At 70.3% G+C, this 18,588-nt stretch carries 20 protein-coding genes and 2 pseudogenes; 13 read left to right on the top strand and 9 right to left on the bottom strand.

From position 1 onward, the window contains the following. Nucleotides 1–619: 619 nt before the first annotated feature. Entirely contained in the window at nt 620–1,951 is a 1,332-nt protein-coding gene (locus ACGFWJ_RS06640) for an NADH-quinone oxidoreductase subunit D (protein ID WP_392945931.1), read from the top strand. Between the two features lie 22 nt (nt 1,952–1,973). Here ACGFWJ_RS06640 and ACGFWJ_RS06635 read toward each other — a convergent pair whose 3' ends face one another. From ACGFWJ_RS06635 to ACGFWJ_RS06625, 3 genes and pseudogenes are all read right to left on the bottom strand, one after another. Then, nucleotides 1,974–2,471, bottom strand: coding sequence for a hypothetical protein (locus ACGFWJ_RS06635; protein ID WP_392945929.1), 498 nt, complete (start codon nt 2,469–2,471; stop codon nt 1,974–1,976). Nucleotides 2,472–2,493: 22 nt separating this feature from the next. Then, the gene (locus ACGFWJ_RS06630) at nt 2,494–3,366 is read right to left on the bottom strand and encodes a SigB/SigF/SigG family RNA polymerase sigma factor (RefSeq protein ID WP_392945927.1); all 873 of its coding nucleotides are present in this window, start codon (nt 3,364–3,366) and stop codon (nt 2,494–2,496) included. Between the two features lie 73 nt (nt 3,367–3,439). Next, nucleotides 3,440–3,709: pseudogene (locus ACGFWJ_RS06625) on the bottom strand (cyclase); the annotation flags it as partial. Between the two features lie 186 nt (nt 3,710–3,895). Here ACGFWJ_RS06625 and ACGFWJ_RS06620 point away from each other — a divergent pair. From ACGFWJ_RS06620 to ACGFWJ_RS06610, 3 genes are all read left to right on the top strand, one after another. After that, nucleotides 3,896–4,327, top strand: a complete 432-nt coding sequence (locus tag ACGFWJ_RS06620; RefSeq protein ID WP_392946502.1) for an ATP-binding protein — start codon at nt 3,896–3,898, stop codon at nt 4,325–4,327. Nucleotides 4,328–4,450: 123 nt separating this feature from the next. Next, nucleotides 4,451–6,238, top strand: a complete 1,788-nt coding sequence (locus ACGFWJ_RS06615; RefSeq protein WP_392945925.1) for a thiamine pyrophosphate-requiring protein — start codon at nt 4,451–4,453, stop codon at nt 6,236–6,238. 3 nt (nt 6,239–6,241) lie between these two features. Continuing rightward, nucleotides 6,242–6,970 (top strand): hypothetical protein, encoded by a 729-nt coding sequence (locus tag ACGFWJ_RS06610; RefSeq protein ID WP_392945923.1) that lies wholly within the window; start codon nt 6,242–6,244, stop codon nt 6,968–6,970. Here ACGFWJ_RS06610 and ACGFWJ_RS06605 read toward each other — a convergent pair. The 3 genes from ACGFWJ_RS06605 to ACGFWJ_RS06595 all read right to left on the bottom strand — a co-directional run bounded on the left by ACGFWJ_RS06605 (nt 6,956) and on the right by ACGFWJ_RS06595 (nt 8,555). Next, nucleotides 6,956–7,447 (bottom strand): DUF6328 family protein, encoded by a 492-nt coding sequence (locus ACGFWJ_RS06605; RefSeq protein WP_392945921.1) that lies wholly within the window; start codon nt 7,445–7,447, stop codon nt 6,956–6,958. The genes ACGFWJ_RS06610 and ACGFWJ_RS06605 overlap by 15 nt on opposite strands. 200 nt (nt 7,448–7,647) lie before the next feature. After that, nucleotides 7,648–8,097: an STAS domain-containing protein gene (locus ACGFWJ_RS06600; RefSeq protein WP_392945919.1), complete on the bottom strand. Its 450-nt coding sequence runs from the start codon at nt 8,095–8,097 to the stop codon at nt 7,648–7,650. 89 nt (nt 8,098–8,186) lie between these two features. Next, entirely contained in the window at nt 8,187–8,555 is a 369-nt protein-coding gene (locus tag ACGFWJ_RS06595; RefSeq protein WP_392945917.1) for a helix-turn-helix transcriptional regulator, read from the bottom strand. Nucleotides 8,556–8,709: 154 nt separating this feature from the next. Here ACGFWJ_RS06595 and ACGFWJ_RS06590 point away from each other — a divergent pair, with 154 nt between their 5' ends. The 3 genes from ACGFWJ_RS06590 to ACGFWJ_RS06580 all read left to right on the top strand — a co-directional run bounded on the left by ACGFWJ_RS06590 (nt 8,710) and on the right by ACGFWJ_RS06580 (nt 10,156). After that, on the top strand, nt 8,710–8,871 hold the full coding sequence (locus ACGFWJ_RS06590) for a hypothetical protein (RefSeq protein WP_392945915.1): 162 nt from the start codon (nt 8,710–8,712) through the stop codon (nt 8,869–8,871). 46 nt (nt 8,872–8,917) lie between these two features. Then, a complete protein-coding gene (locus tag ACGFWJ_RS06585) occupies nt 8,918–9,874 on the top strand; it encodes a TIGR03557 family F420-dependent LLM class oxidoreductase (RefSeq protein WP_392945913.1) in 957 nt (318 codons plus the stop codon). Between the two features lie 108 nt (nt 9,875–9,982). After that, complete coding sequence (locus tag ACGFWJ_RS06580; protein ID WP_392945911.1) at nt 9,983–10,156, top strand: CsbD family protein; 174 nt, start codon at nt 9,983–9,985, stop codon at nt 10,154–10,156. A gap of 104 nt (nt 10,157–10,260) precedes the next feature. Here ACGFWJ_RS06580 and ACGFWJ_RS06575 read toward each other — a convergent pair whose 3' ends face one another. Further along, on the bottom strand, nt 10,261–10,947 hold the full coding sequence (locus tag ACGFWJ_RS06575) for an HAD family hydrolase (protein WP_392945909.1): 687 nt from the start codon (nt 10,945–10,947) through the stop codon (nt 10,261–10,263). Nucleotides 10,948–11,065: 118 nt separating this feature from the next. On the opposite strand from ACGFWJ_RS06575, the pseudogene ACGFWJ_RS06570 reads away from it, so the two are divergent. From ACGFWJ_RS06570 to ACGFWJ_RS06555, 4 genes and pseudogenes are all read left to right on the top strand, one after another. Continuing rightward, nucleotides 11,066–12,140, top strand: a pseudogene (locus tag ACGFWJ_RS06570) (SDR family oxidoreductase). A gap of 6 nt (nt 12,141–12,146) precedes the next feature. Further along, entirely contained in the window at nt 12,147–12,470 is a 324-nt protein-coding gene (locus ACGFWJ_RS06565; RefSeq protein WP_392945907.1) for a plasmid stabilization protein, read from the top strand. A gap of 157 nt (nt 12,471–12,627) precedes the next feature. Then, a complete protein-coding gene (locus ACGFWJ_RS06560) occupies nt 12,628–13,617 on the top strand; it encodes a hypothetical protein (RefSeq protein WP_392945905.1) in 990 nt (329 codons plus the stop codon). 155 nt (nt 13,618–13,772) lie between these two features. Next, entirely contained in the window at nt 13,773–13,940 is a 168-nt protein-coding gene (locus ACGFWJ_RS06555) for a hydrophobic protein (protein WP_392945903.1), read from the top strand. A 106-nt stretch (nt 13,941–14,046) separates the two neighbouring features. On the opposite strand, the gene ACGFWJ_RS06550 is transcribed toward ACGFWJ_RS06555, so the two are convergent. Beyond that, entirely contained in the window at nt 14,047–14,526 is a 480-nt protein-coding gene (locus ACGFWJ_RS06550) for a hypothetical protein (protein ID WP_392946500.1), read from the bottom strand. Nucleotides 14,527–16,504: 1,978 nt separating this feature from the next. Between ACGFWJ_RS06550 and ACGFWJ_RS06545 the strand changes: the two genes are divergently transcribed. Together ACGFWJ_RS06545 and ACGFWJ_RS06540 are read left to right on the top strand one after the other, a co-directional pair. Then, on the top strand, nt 16,505–16,660 hold the full coding sequence (locus ACGFWJ_RS06545; protein WP_392945902.1) for a sigma factor-like helix-turn-helix DNA-binding protein: 156 nt from the start codon (nt 16,505–16,507) through the stop codon (nt 16,658–16,660). 228 nt (nt 16,661–16,888) lie between these two features. Continuing rightward, nucleotides 16,889–17,701, top strand: coding sequence for an SAM-dependent methyltransferase (locus ACGFWJ_RS06540; protein WP_392945900.1), 813 nt, complete (start codon nt 16,889–16,891; stop codon nt 17,699–17,701). A 12-nt stretch (nt 17,702–17,713) separates the two neighbouring features. On the opposite strand, the gene ACGFWJ_RS06535 is transcribed toward ACGFWJ_RS06540, so the two are convergent. Then, nucleotides 17,714–18,580 (bottom strand): helix-turn-helix domain-containing protein, encoded by an 867-nt coding sequence (locus ACGFWJ_RS06535; protein WP_392945898.1) that lies wholly within the window; start codon nt 18,578–18,580, stop codon nt 17,714–17,716. Nucleotides 18,581–18,588: the final 8 nt, after the last annotated feature.

The raw sequence follows: 18,588 nt of genomic DNA, 5'->3' as shown, positions 1-18,588 counted from the left end.
GGTGCGGGCACCGGTCCGGGCACGGGCCCGGGCTCGGGCCCACCGGGGCCTGGCGCCGGTGTCGGGTTCGGCGGCACCGGATCGTTCGGAGGTGTACCCATCGACTCGCTCCTTCCGGCCGACCATGTCCGCGGTGGACACCGCAGGGCAGAAATCAGTCCCGCCCGGCCGCCGGCCAGAACCGCCGGTCACCGCCAGCGCCGACGCCCGGGGCCACCTGGGTGCTGTCCATACCTTCACGGTAGATCGGGCGCCCCCTCCGCGGCAGGCCGCGGCCCGCCCAAGGAGTTCACAGCCGGGCGGCATGGCGGCTGTCGCCCGGGAGGGTCCGTGGGTCCGTCGTGCGCCGGGCCTTCGGCGCGGTGCGTGCCGATCACGAGACGCCCGGTCTGCCCGGCCGTGGCTGGATGTTGTGACGCACCGGTCCGGCCGGGTGCTCATGGCAGATGTACGCGATCCTGGATTTGAGGAGCCCGAGCCGCCGAGCCGCGCCCGTGCGGGGAGCCCGGGGGTCGGCCCGCCCGGACGGCCGCGGTCCTGTCGTGCCCGATCACGCTCCGTGAGACGAACACATCAGGCGATCGGCGACCCGAGCGGGGGTCAGGAGGTCATACGGCTGATGAGCGGCATCGAGCACGAGTCGTCAGGAGCGCGGGACACCACCGAGGGCCGCGTCTACACCGTCACCGGCAGCGACTGGGGCGAGGTGGTCGACGCCGTCGCGCAGGCCGACGACGAGCGGATCATCGTCAACATGGGGCCTCAGCACCCGTCCACGCACGGCGTGCTGCGCCTGGTCCTGGAGATCGACGGCGAGACGGTGAAACAGGCCCGCTGCGGTATCGGCTACCTGCACACCGGCATCGAGAAGAACATGGAGTTCCGCAACTGGGTCCAGGGCACGACCTTCGTGACCCGGATGGACTACCTGATGCCACTGTTCAACGAGACCGCCTACTGCCTGGCGGTGGAGAAGCTGCTCGGCATCACCGAACAGATCCCGGAGCGGGCCGACGTCATCCGGGTGCTGATGATGGAACTCAACCGGATCTCCTCGCACCTGGTGGCGCTGGCCGCCGGCGGGATGGAGATCGGGTCCACCACGCTGATGGTCTACGGTTTCCGGGACCGCGAGGTCATTCTCGACATCTTCGAGCTGGTCACGGGCCTGCGCATGAACCATGGCTACGTCCGGCCGGGCGGCGTGGTGCAGGACCTGCCCCCGGGTGCGCCGGACCTGATCCGCGAGGGCGTGAAGCTGCTGCGCTCGCGGATGCACGAGTACGACAAACTGGCGACCAGGAACCCGGCCTTCAAAGCGCGGCTGGTCGACGTCGGCCACCTGAACCTGGCCGGCTGCATGGCGCTCGGTGCCACCGGGCCGATCCTGCGGGCCACCGGGCTGCCGCACGACCTGCGCAAGACCGACCCCTACTGCGGGTACGAGAACTACGAGTTCGAGGTCGCGACGGCGGACACCGCGGACGCCTACGGCCGGTTCCTGATCCGGCTGGAGGAGATGCGCCAGTCGCTGCGGATCGTCGAGCAGTGCCTTGACCGGCTGTCCCCCGGCCCGGTCATGGTGGGTGACAAAAAGATCGCCTGGCCCGCCCAACTGGCGCTCGGAACGGACGGGTTGGGCAACTCGCTCGACCACATCCGGAAGATCATGGGCGAATCCATGGAGGCGCTGATCCACCACTTCAAGCTGGTGACCGAGGGCTTCCCGGTCCCGGTCGGCCAGGCCTACGCGGCGATCGAGTCCGCCAGGGGCGAGCTGGGCGTGCACGTCGTCTCCGACGGCGGCACGCAGCCGTACCGGGTGCACTTCCGCGACCCGAGCTTCACCAACCTCCAGACGATGGCAGCGATGTGCGAGGGCGGCATGCTCGCGGACGTCATCGTCGCGGTGGCGAGCATCGACCCGGTGATGGGTGGCGTCGACCGGTGAGCGCCGCCGCGCCAGGGCGCGGTCAGCTCGGTATGCGGAACGGGCGCACTCGCCCGGCGGCACCGGGTACTGCCCCGCGTCCGACCGGCGAGCGGCGGGCGGCGGGCGGTGAGCGGCGGGCGGCGGGCAGGCCCGATCGGTGCGTGGGCAGAGATTGGCCGCCGCGAGCACGTAGCCGGACCGGCCCCCACGGTGCCGCGATCCGGCCCGCGGCCGTTGCGGTGGGGATGTGCTCGGTGGGGCCGAAGAACGCCTCGTGGGGCAGCAATGCCTGTTCCAGCCGCAGGTCAGTGGGGTCGGGCACGTCGGCCTGCGCGACGGGGCGCAAGGTGTCGGCGATCGTGGTCAGTTCGGCCAGGGCGGTCAGCAGTCGGCCGACGGTTTCGGGGGTGTCGGCGTGGGTGAGCTGTGCGCTGATGCGGCGGTGCTCGCATATGTGCGGGTCGATTTGGCGATGGGAGCGCAGCCAGTCGCCGGCCGGGTAGCCGGTGAGGTCCAGCCCGGCGACATCGATGATCACCTGAGGTTCGCGGTGACGCCTGTCAGGGAGTCTCCTCGCCCAGGCCGGTGCGCAGGCTCTGGAGGGTGCGCGCGAGCAGGCGTGAAACCTGCATCTGTGAGATGCCGAGGCAGCGGCCGATTTCCGCCTGAGTGAGTTCACCGGTGAAGCGCAGCGCCAGGATCCGGCGTTCACGCTGCGGTAGGAGGGCGATCAGCGGCCGCAGGGCCTCGATGTCCTCGACGGCTGCCAGCCGCGGGTCGCAGCGGCCCAGCCGGGCCTGAAGGCTGCTGTCCGGGTCGCCACCGTCGGTGGGCGCGTCCAGGGAGTCGGCGGTTCGCGCGTCGGCTGCCGCGGCGCCCGCACGAACCTCGTCCTCGCTCACGTCGAGGTGCTCGGCCAGCTCTGCGTCAGTGGGAGCCCGGCCGAGCGCCTGCTCGAGATCGTCTCGGCCGGCCGCCACCGCGAGGCGGAGTTCCTGCGCGCGGCGCGGCACGTGCAGGGCCCAGGTGGTGTCGCGGAACAGCCGCCTCATTTCCCCGGTGATCGTCGGCAGCGCGAAGGTGGTGAACGCCACCCCTCGGGTGGTGTCGAAGCGGTCGATGGCCTTGATCAGACCGATGGTGCCGGTCTGGACGATGTCGTCCATCGGCACGTGGCTGTTCCGGTAGCGGCGGGCGGCGTATTTGACCAGCGACAGGTTCAGCTCGATCACGGTGCCGCGGATGTAGGAGTACTCGGCGGTGCCCTCTTCGCATTCCCGCAGCCGGATGATCAGGGAGTTCGTGAGTTCCCGTGCTTCGGCCGTGCTGGCGGACCGCGGGTTGTCGACGACCGGCAGATCCTCGCAGTACGCCACCCGGCCCGCGTCGGTGCGAGGCCGGTCCCTACCCGGCGAACGCGGCTGCATAGCCATCTGGAATCAACCCCTCGGGTTGGCCTGCTACGTCGTGGATGCCCCGGTTCGGGGTGCGCGACACGGCCGGAGGTCAGCTGGGGGTGATCCGCCCGCGCCAGGCCCCGCTGGCGTCGCCGCAGTGCTCGATGAACTCCTTGAAGCGCCCGAGGTCGCCCTTGACCCTCCGGTCGACCATGCCCAGAGCGTCGCCGGCTCGTTCGGCCATGCCCTCGGGCTCGAACTCCATTGCCAGGCGGACACGGGTGCGACTGTCGTCGAGGCGCGCGAATGTCACCACGCCACGCTGAGTGGATTCGCCTCCCACGGTGCGCCAGGCGACCCGTTCGTCCGGGAGCTGGTCGCTGCTGGACGGCACTCATCACACTTCCTCTTCCTGCGGCGGCTGTCTTCGCGCCTGCCCCCGGACGGTCGGTCCAACCGCAGCTCACCCGACGGCTTTCGATTGGCGCCGGTTGTGTGGATTTCGCGGCCAACGGGCACACGCTGGAACGTCAACGTGGCCCGCCGGCTTCTGGGGGTGACACCGATGGCGCGGCCGGCACTGCACGACTGTCCTGCCGAGCAGCACTGGTGTATCGACCTGTCCGGTGAGCAGCACCCGGTGAGCGTGGCCCGTGCGTTCGCCGAGGTGGTTCTTCGCGGGTGGGGCGTCCGCGCTCTGGCGCGCGAGGACGTCGTGCTGGTGGTCAGTGAGCTCGTCGCCAACGCTCGCCTGCACACGGCAGGCCCTCACGAGGTCGCCCTTGGCCTCGGCACGGATCAGGTGCGGGTCGAGGTCACCGACGGCACCACAGCGATGCCGGAGCGGCGTCCGGCGAGTCCGGACCGACCGGGCGGGCACGGCCTGCTCGTCGTCGAGCGGCTTTCCACCAGATGGGGCACGGACGTGCGGCCGTTCGGCAAGTCGGTCTGGGCGGAGTGCCCGCTGCGGCCGCGGTTCCCGGAACCGGGGCACTGACGTCCTGGCGACTCCGTCCGGCTTCCGGGCCGGTGGGGTTTTGCGTCGGGCCCGGACGGTTAACCGCGTGGCTGGGGCCGGCCAGGTCCTGAGGGCCGCGACCGCGCTGTGGAGGAGCTGGTGATGAAGGTTTCCGACTACGTTCTCGAACGGCTGCGCGACTGGCAGGTGGAGTACGTCTTCGCCTACCCGGGCGACGGCATCAACGGGCTGCTCGCCGCGTGGGGCCGCGCCGAGGACCGGCCCCGATTCGTTCAGGCCCGGCACGAGGAGATGGCCGCCTTCGAGGCCGTCGGGTACGCGAAGTTCTCCGGCCGGACGGGAGTCTGCGCCGCCACCTCCGGACCGGGCGCGATCCACCTGCTGAACGGGCTGTACGACGCGAAGCTCGACCACGTCCCGGTGGTGGCGATCGTCGGGCAGACCGACCGCAGCGCGATGGGCGGCTCCTACCAGCAGGAGGTCGACCTGGCCTCGCTGTACAAGGACGTGGCCTCGGAGTTCTGCGAGGTGGTCACCGTCCCGGCGCAGCTGCCGAACGTGCTGGACCGGGCGATGCGCATCGCCGCGACGCGGCGCACCGTCACCGCGCTGATCATCCCCGCCGACGTGCAGGAACTCGACTACGAGCCGCCGGCGCACGCGTTCAAGCAGGTCCCCTCCAGCCTCGGCGTGCCGCACTACGCACCGATCCCGACCGACGCGGAACTCGCCAAGGCGGCGGAGATCCTCAACGCCGGGGAGAGGGTCGCGATGCTGGTCGGCCAGGGCGCTCGGCACGCCCGGCCCGAGGTCGAGCAGGTCGCGGACCTGCTCGGTGCGGGTGTGGCGAAGGCCCTGCTGGGCAAGGATGCGCTGCCCGACACGCTCCCCTACGTGACCGGGTCGATCGGCCTGCTCGGCACCCGCGCGTCCTACGAGATGATGCGCGACTGCGACACCCTCCTGGTGGTGGGCTCCAGCTTCCCGTACAGCCAGTTCCTGCCCGACTTCGAGCAGGCGCGGGCGGTGCAGATCGACCTCGACCCATCCATGGTCGGGCTGCGCTACCCGTTCGAGGTCAACCTGGTCGGCGACGCCGCCGAGGCGCTGCGCCGGCTCGTCCCCCTGCTGGAGAGCAAGCCGGACGGTGCCTGGCGCAAGACGGTGGAGGACAACGCCGCGCGCTGGTGGGAGGTCATGCAGCGCCGCGCCGAAGTGAGCGCCGACCCGGTCAACCCCGAGTACGTCGTCCACTCGCTCGACGCGCTGCTGCCCGACGACGCGATCGTGGCAGCGGACTCCGGGTCGGCGGCGAACTGGTACGCCCGCCACCTGCGCTTCCGCGACGGCATGCGTGGTTCCCTGTCGGGCACGCTGGCCACCATGGGGCCGGGGGTGCCGTACGTGATCGGCGCGAAGTTCGCCCACCCGAGGAGGCCGGCGATCGCGATCGTCGGCGACGGGGCGATGCAGATGAACGGCCTGGCCGAGCTGATCACCGCCGCCAAGTACTACCGGGAGTGGTCGGACCCGCGTCTGGTGGTGGCGGTGCTGAACAACCGCGACCTGAACCAGGTCACCTGGGAGATGCGCGCGATGCAGGGCGCGCCGCAGTTCGAACCGTCGCAGAGCCTGCCGGACGTGCCGTACGCCGACATCGCCCGGACGTTCGGTCTGGACGGAGTCCGGGTCGAGCGGCCGGAGGACGTGGGGCCGGCCTGGAGCAGGGCCCTGGCGGCGGACCGGCCGTTCGTCATCGATTTCCGCACCGACCCGGCGGTGCCCCCGATCCCGCCCCACGCCACCTGGGACCAGATCAAGGCGGCTGCCCTGTCGGTCCTGAAGGGCGACAGCGACAGCGCGTCGGTGGTGCGCCAGGGCGTCAAATCCAAGGTGCAGGAGTTTCTGCCCGGCAGCGGAGGGAGCTGAACCGTGGCCGCCGACCGGGTGGACATGCGCCTGGCCGGCAACCTGCACGTGCGCCTCGCTGGAACACCCGACGCCGGCACGGACGACGCCGCGCTGCGCACCGGGGTACGGCTGGAACCCGGCGGCCGGCACCACGACCTCGTCCTGGAGGTCTCCGATCGGCGCCTGCCCGCGCCCACACCGGCCGACGTGCTGTGGCGGGCCACCGAACAGACCTGGCGGGCGTCCGCGCCGGACCTGGCGAACACGATCGGACAGCGCGACGCCCGGCACGCCTACGCGGTGCTGTCCGGCCTCACCGGCCCCGCCGGCGGCACGGTCGCAGCGGCCACCACGAGCCTGCCCGAGCGCGCCGAACACTGTCCGCGGCGCCCTGCCCGCCGACGACCCCCGCACCACCGCCACCCTGCACGCCGTGCGCACCGCTCGTCCAGGACCACTACGTCTACCGGTTCCGCCACGACGGCCGGCCTCTCGAGGACACCGAGGGCGCGTTCCTGCTGTGCGGCTTCGCCATGGCACTGGCCACGCACCAGCAGGGCAACGAGGTCGACGCGGTGCGCTGGTTCGAACGCAACCGCGCCGCGTGCGGCCCGCCGGGCCTTCGCGGAGGAGTTCGACGTCGCCCAGCGCCGGCTCCGCGGCAACCTGCCCCAGGCCTTCGTCCACGCGCTTCTGCTCGAAGCCGCCGCGGCCCTCGCCCACCCTCGGGGACTGTCAGCGGGCCGGTGAACCCGATGCGCGGCGGCCGCGCCGCAGAGCCAGCAGGGGCAGGACGAGCCAGCAGACGACGAACCAGAGCATCACCGCACCGGCGACCAACCAGGCGACCGACGACCCGGTGGCGACGTGCAGGAGCAGCACCAGGGCGGCGCCTACGGTGAGACCGAGCAGAACGAGACCCAAGATGATCATCTTGGCGCCGGCGCGTACGAGTTCGGGCATCATCCCGTGTCCGGCGAGGAAGCGGTGGAAGGCGACCGGGGCGATCAGAGTGCCGGTGGCGATGGCTCCGAGGACCACCGTGACGTCGTACAGCGCACGTTCACCCGGGCTGATCTGAGTGAACCGCGGGGTGAAGACCACGCTGATCAGGAAGCCGAAGAGGATCTGTGCGCCCGTCTGGGCAACGCGGACCTCCTGCAGCATCTCGGTCCATTTGCGGTCGGCCTCCTCCTCGGAGTCCTGCTGCCCGTCGCTTTCAGTCACCGTTTCCCTCCCATGGGTACGCCGCCCTCATCATTGGCCATCGTCGGCGCTGCACGGGTCGAGCGCACGGCCGAACGGGCGGCGTCCCCCGGTCGGGCGAGTGGGCGCGGGTAGCACCACTCCAGCGGTACGGGTGGCACGGCTGTCACTGCTTCAACGGCCCGGAGTTCTCCGCGGGGTGTACGACGACCATGGCGGGCTCAGCCGTTGCTCTCGCGGGCGCCGGCCAACGCGCTGCTCACGGTGGTGCGCAGGGTGAAGACCCGATCGGCGCCGGTGATCTCGAACAGCCGCCGGGCCTGGTGGTCGGCTCCGGTGACCACCAGCTCGACACCCGCCTCCTGGGAGGCCAAGCAAGTGCTGAGCAGCACGTTGAGGACAGTGCAATCGCAGAAGCCCACCGCGGCGATGTCCACGACCAGCCGTGGCTGATGCCGGGCGACAGCGCTGTCGAGCACCTCCGCCAGTGCGCGGCGCTGGTCCGGATCGATCTCGCCGGCGAGCCGCACAATCACAGCGACGCCGGGGACTTGCGTGAGCGTGATCCGCAGGGGAACCGAGTTGGTGAAGCAGCCACCATCCTCGTCCGAACCGGTTCTCACGGCCGTGGGCAGCACCTCGCCGGTCGGGCCCGTCTCGTCATAGGCCACCGGTCCCACCTCCTGAGTCCGACCGCGCGCGGCGGCAGCCGCGTTCAGGGCCGCAGCAGGAAGCACGGACAGCGGTACGGGACGCGGGATCACGCGTCATCGCGTTCATGATGATCACCGGAAGGAAGGTTCTCGCGGTGTTCGTGAACACCGGAGCCCTGCGGGAGCCTGGAGAACAGCTCCAGGAAGTCGGCGATCTCGAAGCCGGCCTCGGCGGGGTGACGGAAGTACGCATGGCGGGTGACGCGGTAGTGATTGCGCCGCCCGTAACGGGCGCGGGTCAGGTACCCCGCGCTCTCCAGATCGGTGACGATGGCCTGAATCGCCCGCTCGGTCACCCCGCACGCGCTGGCAAGATCACGCAGTCGCACTGCCGGGTCGCGCGAGACCATCAGCAGGACCCTGGCGTGTTGGGTCAGAAACGTCCAGCTGGTACGAGGCTCGCGCGCATCGCCCATACCACAAGTATGAACCTCGATTCGGGTATGGCCAGTCCGGATTCCGAGGTCCGGTCTGCGGGAAGGCGGGTGGCCCTGCTGACGACGGGCCGCCTGCGCACGTTTTGCGGTCCCTTCGCCCCGCGCGGACCCTGGACCTGACGAGAGGATTGCCATGAGCGACCCCGAGGAAGAAGACACCGCCCGCGATGACGAGCAGGTGCGAGAGCGCTCTGCGAAGGAGCGGCAGATCGTGGCGCCCACGCCGCCTGATGTCCGTACCGATGACGACGACGAGGAGCCGGAGCCCCCGGCGGCCGATACGCAGGCTCCGTGACTTCGTCTGCCCGGAAAGGACAGCATCCGCAGAGGAGCGGGATCCGATGACCGAGTACGGCTATTTCCTCTCGTGCGAGGAGTTCACCCCGGCGGAGCTGATCGACCAGGCCCGGAGGGCACAGCAGGCCGGGTTCACCCGGCTGGCGATCTCCGACCACTTCCATCCGTGGAACGACCGGCAGTGCAACAGCCCGTTCGTCTGGTCGATGATCGGCGCGCTTTCGCAGGCGGTCAGCCTGCCGGTCACCACGCTGGTGACCTGCCCGACCGTCCGGCTGCACCCTGCGGTGACCGCGCAGGCGGCCGCCACTTCGAGCGTCATGCTCGGCGGGCGCTTCGCGCTGGGCGTCGGCACTGGTGAGGCACTGAACGAGCATGTCCTCGGCGACCGGTGGCCTTCCTTCGCAGAGCGCGCCGAGATGCTGGAGGAAGCGGTGGAGGTGATGCGCAAGCTGTTCACCGGCAAGCTGGTCAGCCATCGCGGCCCGCACTACAGCGTCGACAACGCCCGCTTGTACACCGCGCCCGACCGACCGCTGCCGGTGCTCGTGTCCGGGTTCGGTCCGCGGGCGGCCGAGCTGGCGGGGCGGATCGGGGACGGGCTCGTCACCATGAGCCCGGACGCGGACCTGGTAGGTGCCTTCCGTGAGGGCGGCGGTGCCGGCAAGAAGGTCGTGGGCGGCGTGAAGGTGTGCTGGAGCACCGACCGGGACAAGGCCGTTGACGCGGTGCACCGGCTGTGGCCGACCGAGCTTCTGCCCGGCGAACTCGCCCAGGTCCTGCCGACCCCGGCGCACTTCGAGCAGGCCGGCGAACTGGTCACACGCGAGATGATCGCGGACGCGGTGACGTGCGGGGACGAGGTGGAGGAGCACCTGGAGACGGTGCGCAGCTACGTGCGGGCCGGGTTCGACGAGGTGTACGTCGGTCAGATCGGCTCGGACCAGGAGGCCTTCTTCGACGCCTACGGTGGGCTTGTTCTGCCCGCCCTCAACCGCTGAACCGGGCCTTGTTCGGGACCCGTGGTGGGTTTGGGCTCTGCTCCGGGGGCATGCGCACGTGTGCTGCGGGAACCGGCCCGCCGCGATGCGGAAAGAGGTGTGAACGTGATGAGCGGAGAGAACAAGGTCCGAAACGTTGCCGAGAAGGCCGAGGGCAAGGCAAAAGAAGCAGCAGGCAAGGTGACCGGTGACCGGACGCTGGAGGCCGAAGGCAAGGCCAAGCAGGTCAAGAGCGATCTGAAGCAGGCCGAGGAGAAGGTCAAGGACGCGACGAAGCACTGACCTGCCCGCGTTCGCCGGAGAGGACGTTCTGCGCGGTCAGAACGTCCTCTCGTCGCGACCGGGACCGTTTGCGCTCTTCAGAGGTGGCACCGCACCGACGCGCCCTACCGGGATCCGGCCGTGACGCGGTCAGGTTCGGCGAGCGCGCTGGTGTCGAGGTGCCTGAGAAGTGCGGCCACCGAGGTGTGGACCTCGATGGCGCCGGCTGCGCGCAAGGCCGGTTCACCGACGCCGCCGGACAACACCGCGATGCACGGCACCTGGGCCCGGGCGGCGGCCTGCACGTCCCAGGGAGTGTCGCCGACGAACAGTGCCTGGTCGGGTTCGGCCCCGGCTTTGTCGAGGGCGGCGCGGACCAGGTCGGGGGCGGGCTTGCTGGCGTCCACGTCGTCCGCGCCGGTGACGGCGTCGATCACGTCGTCGGCATCCAGGACACGGCGCATCACATGCAGGTCCCTGTCGGAGGCGGAGGAGGCCAGCACGATCGTCCAGCCGCGCCGCTTCAGTTCCCGCAGCAGTTCGGCCGCGCCGTCGAAGGCCCGCAGCCCGGGCCACAGGCGCGCGAACAGGGCTTGATGTGCGGAGCTGACTGCTTCGTCCTCACTGCGGTCGCGGTCCTCGCCGAGGACATGGTCGAGCAGTTGGTCGCCGCCCATGCCGATCGCCTCATGGATGCGTGCCATCGCCGGAGTGTGCCCGAATTGGGCGAGCGCCTCGGTCCAGGCGACCGTGTGCCAGTAGCTGGTGTCCAGCAGGGTTCCGTCCACGTCGAACAGCGCTGCGGCCGGCATCGGGCGCCTCCTTCGGCTACGGGTGGTCTGCCGTTTCTCGACGCTACGGCTGTGCGGCCCGGCTCGCACGCACTGCCGCAGCCCGTTTACGGTCGCCGATCGCGGAAAGCCGCACCTCATGACGGGTCACGAGCATCCCACCCGGAACGTGGTGGTCACCGGGGCCGGCGCCGGCATCGGCCGCGCCTGTGCGGTGGCGTTCGCCGCCCGCGGTGACCGTCTCGCGCTGATCGCCCGGGGCCGGGCCGGCCTCGACGGTGCTGTACGCGAGGCCGTACAGCGGGGCGCCCCGAAGGTGATCGCCATCGAGGCGGATGTCGCCGACCCGGACGCGGTGGAGGGCGCAGCCCAGCGGATCGAGGAAGAACTCGGGCCGTTCGACGTGTGGGTGAACGCCGCCTTCGCCTCCGTCTTCGCGCCCTTCGCCGAGATCACCGCCGAGGAGTTCCGACGCGTCACCGAGGTCTCCTACCTCGGCTACGTGCACGGCACCCAGGCGGCGCTGCGCCGGATGCTGCCGCGCGACCGGGGCGTGATCGTGCAGGTCGGGTCTCGCCATCGCCTACCGCGGCATCCCGCTGCAGAGTGCCTACAGCGGTGCCAAACATGCGATCCAGGGCTTCAACGAGGCGCTGCGCTGCGAACTGCTGGCTTCCGGCACACGGGTGCGCACCACCATGGTGCAGATGCCGGCGGTGAACACCCCCCAGTTCGACTGGGTCCGCTCGCGTCTGCCGAGGCGGGCGCAGCCGGTTCCGCCGATCTACCAGCCCGAAGTCGCAGCCCGGGCCGTGCTGTTCGCGGCCGGGCATCCCGGGCGGAGGGAGTACTGGGTCGGCGGCAGCACGGTGGCGACGCTGCTCGCCAACGCGGTCGTGCCGGGTCTGCTGGACCGGTACCTGGCCCGCACGGGCTTCGAGGCCCAGCAGACCGACCAGCCCCGCCGGCCGGGCGACCCGGACAACCTGTTCGCCCCGGTGGACTCCGCGCAGGACTTCGGTGCCCACGGCCGCTTCGACGACCGGGCCCGTGCAGGATGCCGCCAGCAGCGGGCCGTCCATGCCCTTGGCGCCTTCGCCGGCGCAGCGCGGCGGGTGTCCGGCCGGGTGGGGAAGGGTCTGCCCGAACGCTGCGCGGGGTTCGTTTCACAGCTGCGGGGCGGGTGCGTCCCGCAGTCACATCGACAGGAGTGAGTGGCCATGCCTGCTGGTTCGAGCAAGAAGCGGGAACGGCAGTACGAGCACATCAAGGAGAGTGCGTTGGATCGCGGTGAGAGCGAGAAGCGTGCCAAGGAGATCGCCGCCCGCACCGTGAACAAGGAACGTGCCCAGCACGGCGAGTCGAAGACCGCCAGTCGCAGTTCGGTCAAGGACATCTCCTCCTCCCGGCGCGGAGGCCTGCGTTCCCACAGCGGTTCGCAGGGCCCGACCAAGGAGCAGCTGTACAACGAGGCCAAGCAACGCAACATCCACGGCCGTTCGAAGATGAACAAGCAGGAACTCGAACACGCCCTCGGTCGATAAGTTCTCATGTCGACCGATCCCGACGCGGCGACACCGCTGCGGGTCCGACCGCGACAAGCGCCCGAGCCTGCGGAGGGCTGCGCCACGCGGTGACAGCCGCTCACGTCGGTCCCCGGCCGCATGCTGACGGCCCCTCATGCGGTCGACCATGGGCAGCATGAGCAATCAGGACGGCCTGGTGCGCGCGGGGATCGAGATCACGGCGTGGTCCGTAGTGCTGCTCGGCATCACGGTCGTGTCGATCAGCTCGGTCTCTGCGGTCGAGTTGCTGGTGGCCGGCATCGCCTCGGTGGGTGCGGCGTTCGCGGCACGCCGGGTGAGGCCGGCCGCCGCAGCCGATCTTCACGGCGTGCGCGGCGCAGCACGAGCGACGCTCGCTCTCCCCCTGGCCGCGCTGCGTGGCCTGGCTGTCCTGGTCTCCGAGTACGGCCTGCACGGCAAGGCACGGAAGCAGCGGCTGGTGGGCGTGCTGTTCGTCATCGGCGCGCTGGCGCTGGCCGGGCTCCCCCCGTTCGGCACCGGCCTGGGCAAAGCCCTCGGTGAGGATGCCGCCGGCCACTGGCAGCCCTGGCTCCCCGCGGTGTTCGTCGCCGCCTCCGCTGCCACTGGCGCCGCCGTGCTGCGCGTCGCGCTGCGGATCTTCTGGGCCGTGGGCCCTGCCGTGCGCGGCCGGACCGACGAGGAGGAGACCACCGGCGAGGGCGAGGAACCCGAGATCCGCACCGCGCAGCGCGCCCTGCCGCCCACCATGATCGTTGTCCCCGCGATCCTGCTCGCTCTCGCATTCGCTGCGGGGTGCGTGCCCGCCTTCGCCGACTCGCTCGTCCGTGGAGCGGCACTGTTCACCGATCCCGCTCGCTACTCGGCCGTCGTGACCGCCGGGCCCGACAGCCCGCAGCACCTACCCGTACCAGCCGCTGCCTGGACCTGGACCGGAGTGCTGCTGGGCATGCTGTCCGCCGGTCTGGCTGTCGCGCTCGCCGTGGCCACTGTCCACCGACGCGTGCCCCGGCTCGCTTCTGGACATCCGCTCACCCGGATCGTCCGGTCGCTGCGCCGCCTGCACTCCGGCCGCCTGGGCGACTACACGGCCTGGCTCGCCCCCGGCATCGCGGTCCTGTGTGCCGCCATCACCGCTCAGACCTGAACCCTGATTTCTGCGTCGCAGGCGCTCCTCCGCCTGGATGCGGCCTTCAGGATTTTCAAGTCCGGCCGCGCCGCTCGGACCCCTGCAACGTCCGCCACGGTCACGCATCATTCGCACCCGGCCGGGCACAAGCCGGAACGAGAAAGGTGGTTGTCATGGTGGCGCTGCTGCTCGTTCTGCTCATCATCCTTCTGCTGTTCGGGGCAGGCTTCGCCGTCCACGTCCTGTGGTGGGTCGCGCTGGCCGTGCTGGTGCTGTGGCTGCTCGGGTTCGTCGTCCGCAGCGCTTCCGGATCCGGTCGGGCCCGCTGGTACCGCTGGTGACCGGCTGTACGTGCCGGTAGGGCGATTGCGCCCCCACGCGCGGGCTGCACGAGAGCTCCCACCCGCCCACGCGGGTGGCCCCGGCGGCGGGCGGGAGCAGAACGGCTCAGAGTGCCGCGGGGAAGCGCTCCCAGACCCGGTGCGTGGCGAGCTGCTCGGCCAGCGCCGTGACGGCCCGTCCGGCGTCCGTCTCGACGAACACGCCCGGCGCCTGCGGGTCCACTCCCGCCGCGGCCCACAGGGCACGGCAGTCCGCGAGGCCGGCGAGCGGCTTGGCGTGCCGGTATGCCTCGTTGACCAGCAGGACGACCCGGGAGTCGAGCACCGGCTGCCCGCCCGCGACCGCACCGGACTTGGCGTCCCGTACGCCGCGGTCGTCCGCCCCCGGCTCGGGAGCGTGGGCCACCAGGATCGCGTCGAACTCGATGGACCGGGCGGCGCCGAAGGTCCGCTGCACGGTGAGGTTCTCGGCCGGCGGCGCTCCGGTGGGTGCGACGACCAACGGCAGCAGGCCCGCGGCACGCGCCGCATCCCGTGCGCCGCGGACGACGGCGGGGTCACCGCCGGGGCCGCCGACAACGGCCAGTACCCGGCCGGTCGCGGGCCACCCCGCACCGACCCCCGATCGGCCAAATCGGCCTCGGCGCAGACTGGTTCATCAGCACCACGCCCCGTCCTCCCGGACCAGCACACCGGGAGCCGAAGCGAAATACACAACCGCTGCCTTTGATTGGCCCCTCATACGGTCGTACGACGGGGGATGCGTGAGCGATCTGAGGGTGCTTCGACTCGAGCCGGACGGCCGGGACGTGGAGCTGCGCGGCTCGACGGCGGCTCTGGAAGTTGCACTCCAGCGCCGGGTGGAGGCCGGGATGGAACAGATGCTCGGCATCGGTTCCTGGCCTCGGAGTATCCGACCGGTCGGTGGCACCGGGGGCGGTTGACTCGATCGGCCGGGCAGGTCGGGCAGAACCTGGTTGAGGCGGAGGATGCCCAGGGGTTCTGCAGGACGCGCCCGGTCTGAAGCCCGGCGTCGGCAAGGGGCGGGTAGACGTCGCAGTACTGCCGGAGTCCCAGCGCCTCGGCCTCTGGCAGGGACAGCCTCGTGGCGCCGGCGAACGCCTCGGTGGTGTCCGGGCGAAGCGATACCAGCAGGTGGGCGGCAGCCGGACGGCCCGGCCGCGCGGCTCGGTGGACAGGCCGGTGAGCTGGGCGAGGCGGGCGAGGTGGCTTCCCGACAACGGCCTGGCAATCCCGCCAGGCCGTTCTGCCATGTGCCCCCACCGAGACTCGGAGGTGTCCGACGATGCGAATCGCGGTTGGCACGAGGGCAGTCGGCGCTCTCGCCCGACCGGTCGACACCTCGTCCCACCTCGTCGATGGCGTGGTCCTCATCGCACTCGGACTCCTCGCTGTGGGACTCGGAGTCCTGTGGGCTGCGGACTACCGGGCCATGGAGTCCTCCCGCCACCTCCGCCACGAGCCGAACAGAGCACGGCTCCCGGCGCTCCCCCCACCGGCGAGACCCGCCGTCCAACGCCTGACCGGAGTCCTCCTCGCCCTGACCGGATGCGCCTTCGTCCTCACCGGCGCCTGCACGCTCATCCCGTTGGCACCGCCGCCCCCTTCGGGGGTGAAGCCGTCCAGACTGTCGCGGCCAGTGCCACAAAATGACCACCGGGTTTCATTGCCGACCAGCCTTGACCGGATCAGGCGATCCTGCCGGTCGGATTTCGCTCGGCACAATCAGAAATTGAGTGAACGGCCCTCAACCCGCTGATCCGCAAAAAACGCCGGTAGGTTGATGCCTGTGCCGGTCAGCCGGCACGGCCCCGGGTTCGGTCGCCCCATCGTGCCCGGGGTCCGTACGAATCGGTCGAGGTTTACGAGAACAGGCAATGCTCGAACCATTTCACCGAGGGCGGCGTCTATTCCTGCCGTTTCTCGATTTCGCCAAAGCTACCAGAAATTTCCCGCCGAACCGGGCCCTGCCCTCGTTCGGGGTAATCAGCGTCACCGCGCGTTTGAGCGGCGTGCTGGCGGTTCTTCTCATCAGCTGGGTGGCGCTGGGAAGCGAACCCATCGCCACCTCCCGGGCGGTGCTGCTGCTGTGCCTGCTCCGGTACACCAGGGAGGTGGTTCTCCAGGTCAGGTGGGTGCGGGTGGTCTGAACCTGCGGGGCGGTCCTCCGGTTCGGGGGAGGGCCGTCCCGTGCGTGCGTACGGGAAGAGAACTGACGAGCGGCAGGCGGAGACATGTGGTCGCATTCCTCGACCAGAACTGTGGGGTGCCGGCAGGAGTCCGGCGCTCGCGCGCGATCCCTCCGGCCGCGGTGCGACTTCGAGGCGTTCGTTCAGCTCTACGGGCCGGACTACGGGAGGTACGCCCGGGCGCGGCTCGCTGACGGTGGGCTCGGGTCCGAGGCCGTCGCGTGGACGTTCGGGTACATCGAGGCCAGGTGGGAGGCCCTGCTGGGCTGCCCCCAGCCGATGGCCGAGTGCTGGCCGCTGCTCCGGGGCGCGGTGTCGGCGCGGGCCGCGTCGAGCCGGCGGGGGGAAGGCTGGTTGCACTCGGCCCTTCCGGAGGCCGCCGCCGACGTGGTTCTCCTGCGGTACCGGCTGGGACTCGGCGTTCCGGAGGTCTCCCGGCTGATGGGGATCGGTGAGGGCGCCGTGGAGGTCGAGTGGCGGCTCGCGCTTCGCATGCTTGCCCGCACATAGCACTGCGCGTCGATATGGCATATGCCGTCTGCCGGCCCGCCGAAGGGGCGCCCTGGCGCGCGAGGTGGCGAATCACCTGCGGAAATCCGCCAGGCTCTCGCTGGTTTGCGCCATCGAGTCGTCCCCGCCACTCGGATGGGGGCATGGTGCGGGACCATGCTCCTGCCTACGATTAGACCCCGGCTCTCGGGGAATCCCCCGGGTTGCTCCGGCCACGGAAGGGGCACCGTGGGTAGTGAGAATGGGCAGTCATCTGCCATCGACACATCACGCCCGAGCGCAGCACGAATGTACGACTGGCTATTGGGCGGGGAACTCAACTTCGAAGCGGACCGCGAAGCCTGCGAGAAGCTCCTGGCGATAGCGCCCAGCAGTCGCGATCTCGCTCTGAACAATCGATGGTTCCTGGAACGCGTCGTCCGTTTCCTGGCGCGCGAGTGCGGGATCAGACAGTTCATCGACCACGGCTCGGGGCTGCCGACCAGGCCGAACGTGCACCAAGTCGCGCAGGATGTGCACCGCGACGCGCGGGTCACCTACATAGACATCGATCCTGTCGTGATCGCGCACGGCCGCACCTCGCTCGACGTGAACGACGGGACGAGGTTCATCGAGGCCAACATGACCGACACGGACCGCATCGTCGAGGAGGCCTCCCGGGGAGGGTTCATCGACTTCGGCCGGCCCGTCGCCGCCTTGTACGTCTCGGTGATCCACTGCTTGAAGGACGACGAAGACCCCGCGGCGATGATCCGGCGCATGCGGGAGCACCTCGCCCCCGGCAGCTACCTGGTGATCTGCCAACTGGTCAGCGACGACGAGCGGGTGCGCGACGAGGTCACCGGCCTGATGAACCGCGACACGGGCGGCCGTTGGGGACGGGTCCGCGAGAAGCACGACGTCCGCCGGTACTTCGACGGCCTGTCCGTTCTCGATCCCTACCTGGTGGACGTCACCGACTGGCGCCCCGACTCCGATCTGCGCCGGCCGCAACAGACCCATGAGTGGTTGGAGTTCGGCGGAGTCGCGCGGGTTCGCTGAGCAGGGGCCCGGTCAGCGAGCAAAGCGCTGCCGGGCCTCCTCCAGGATCTTCCGGCTCTTGGGGCGATCGGCGGCGTCCGCCATGAGCTTCAGCAGCGTGGCCGCGTAGCGTTCGTACGACGGCACGTTCCCCCGCGCCCGCTCACCCTTGACGAAGTACTTGCTCTGTTCGTCGGTCTCCAGGTAGATGACGGAGGGCAGCCCCGTGGAGCCCTGGCCGAACTCGAGTTGCGTCAGCGAGCAGACGTTGGTGAGGACTTGATGCTCGCCGTCCAGCGGGACGATGCGGATCTGGACCTGGGGAATCCAGGTGATGTTGATCAGGCGTTCCAGCTGCTCGACCATGGTCTCCCTGCTGCCGATACGGCGCCACAGGATGCTCTCGTCGAAGACGGCGATGCAGTCCGGCACCTCGGAGAACAGGCGATCCTGGCGGTAACGCCGGACCTCGATCCGCTCCTCGATCTCGTCGGGACCGAGCGCGGGCTGGCTCCTGGCCATCACCGCCCTCATGTACGCCTCGGTCTGGAAGAGCCCGGGAACAAGATCGGCCTCGTAGGTCCACAGCCGCTCCGCCGCGGGTTCCAGCCCCACCAGCTGACACATGAAGAACGGCACCGTGATGCCCGACTGCTGCCACTCCGGAGGCTGGCGGGCCAGATCCGTGAGCATCCCGAGCCACGTCCGCTGCCCGGGGCTGACGCCGTAGACACCGGCAAGGAGATCCACGTCCTGCCGTTGGGGCAGCAGGTCTCCACTCTCCAGCTTGCACAGCTTCGAAGCGGACATCCGGGTATCGCGGGCAACGTCGCCCTGCTTCATTCCCCGGCCGATCCGCAGCGAGCGCAGCGTGGCACTGAGCACCACCGCTGCGACCATCGGGTTCT

This window comes from Kitasatospora sp. NPDC048407 (assembly GCF_043200475.1).
Taxonomy (GTDB): domain Bacteria; phylum Actinomycetota; class Actinomycetes; order Streptomycetales; family Streptomycetaceae; genus Kitasatospora.
Note: the sequence above shows the minus strand (reverse complement) of the source record. Positions and strands in the feature narration are given on the sequence as shown.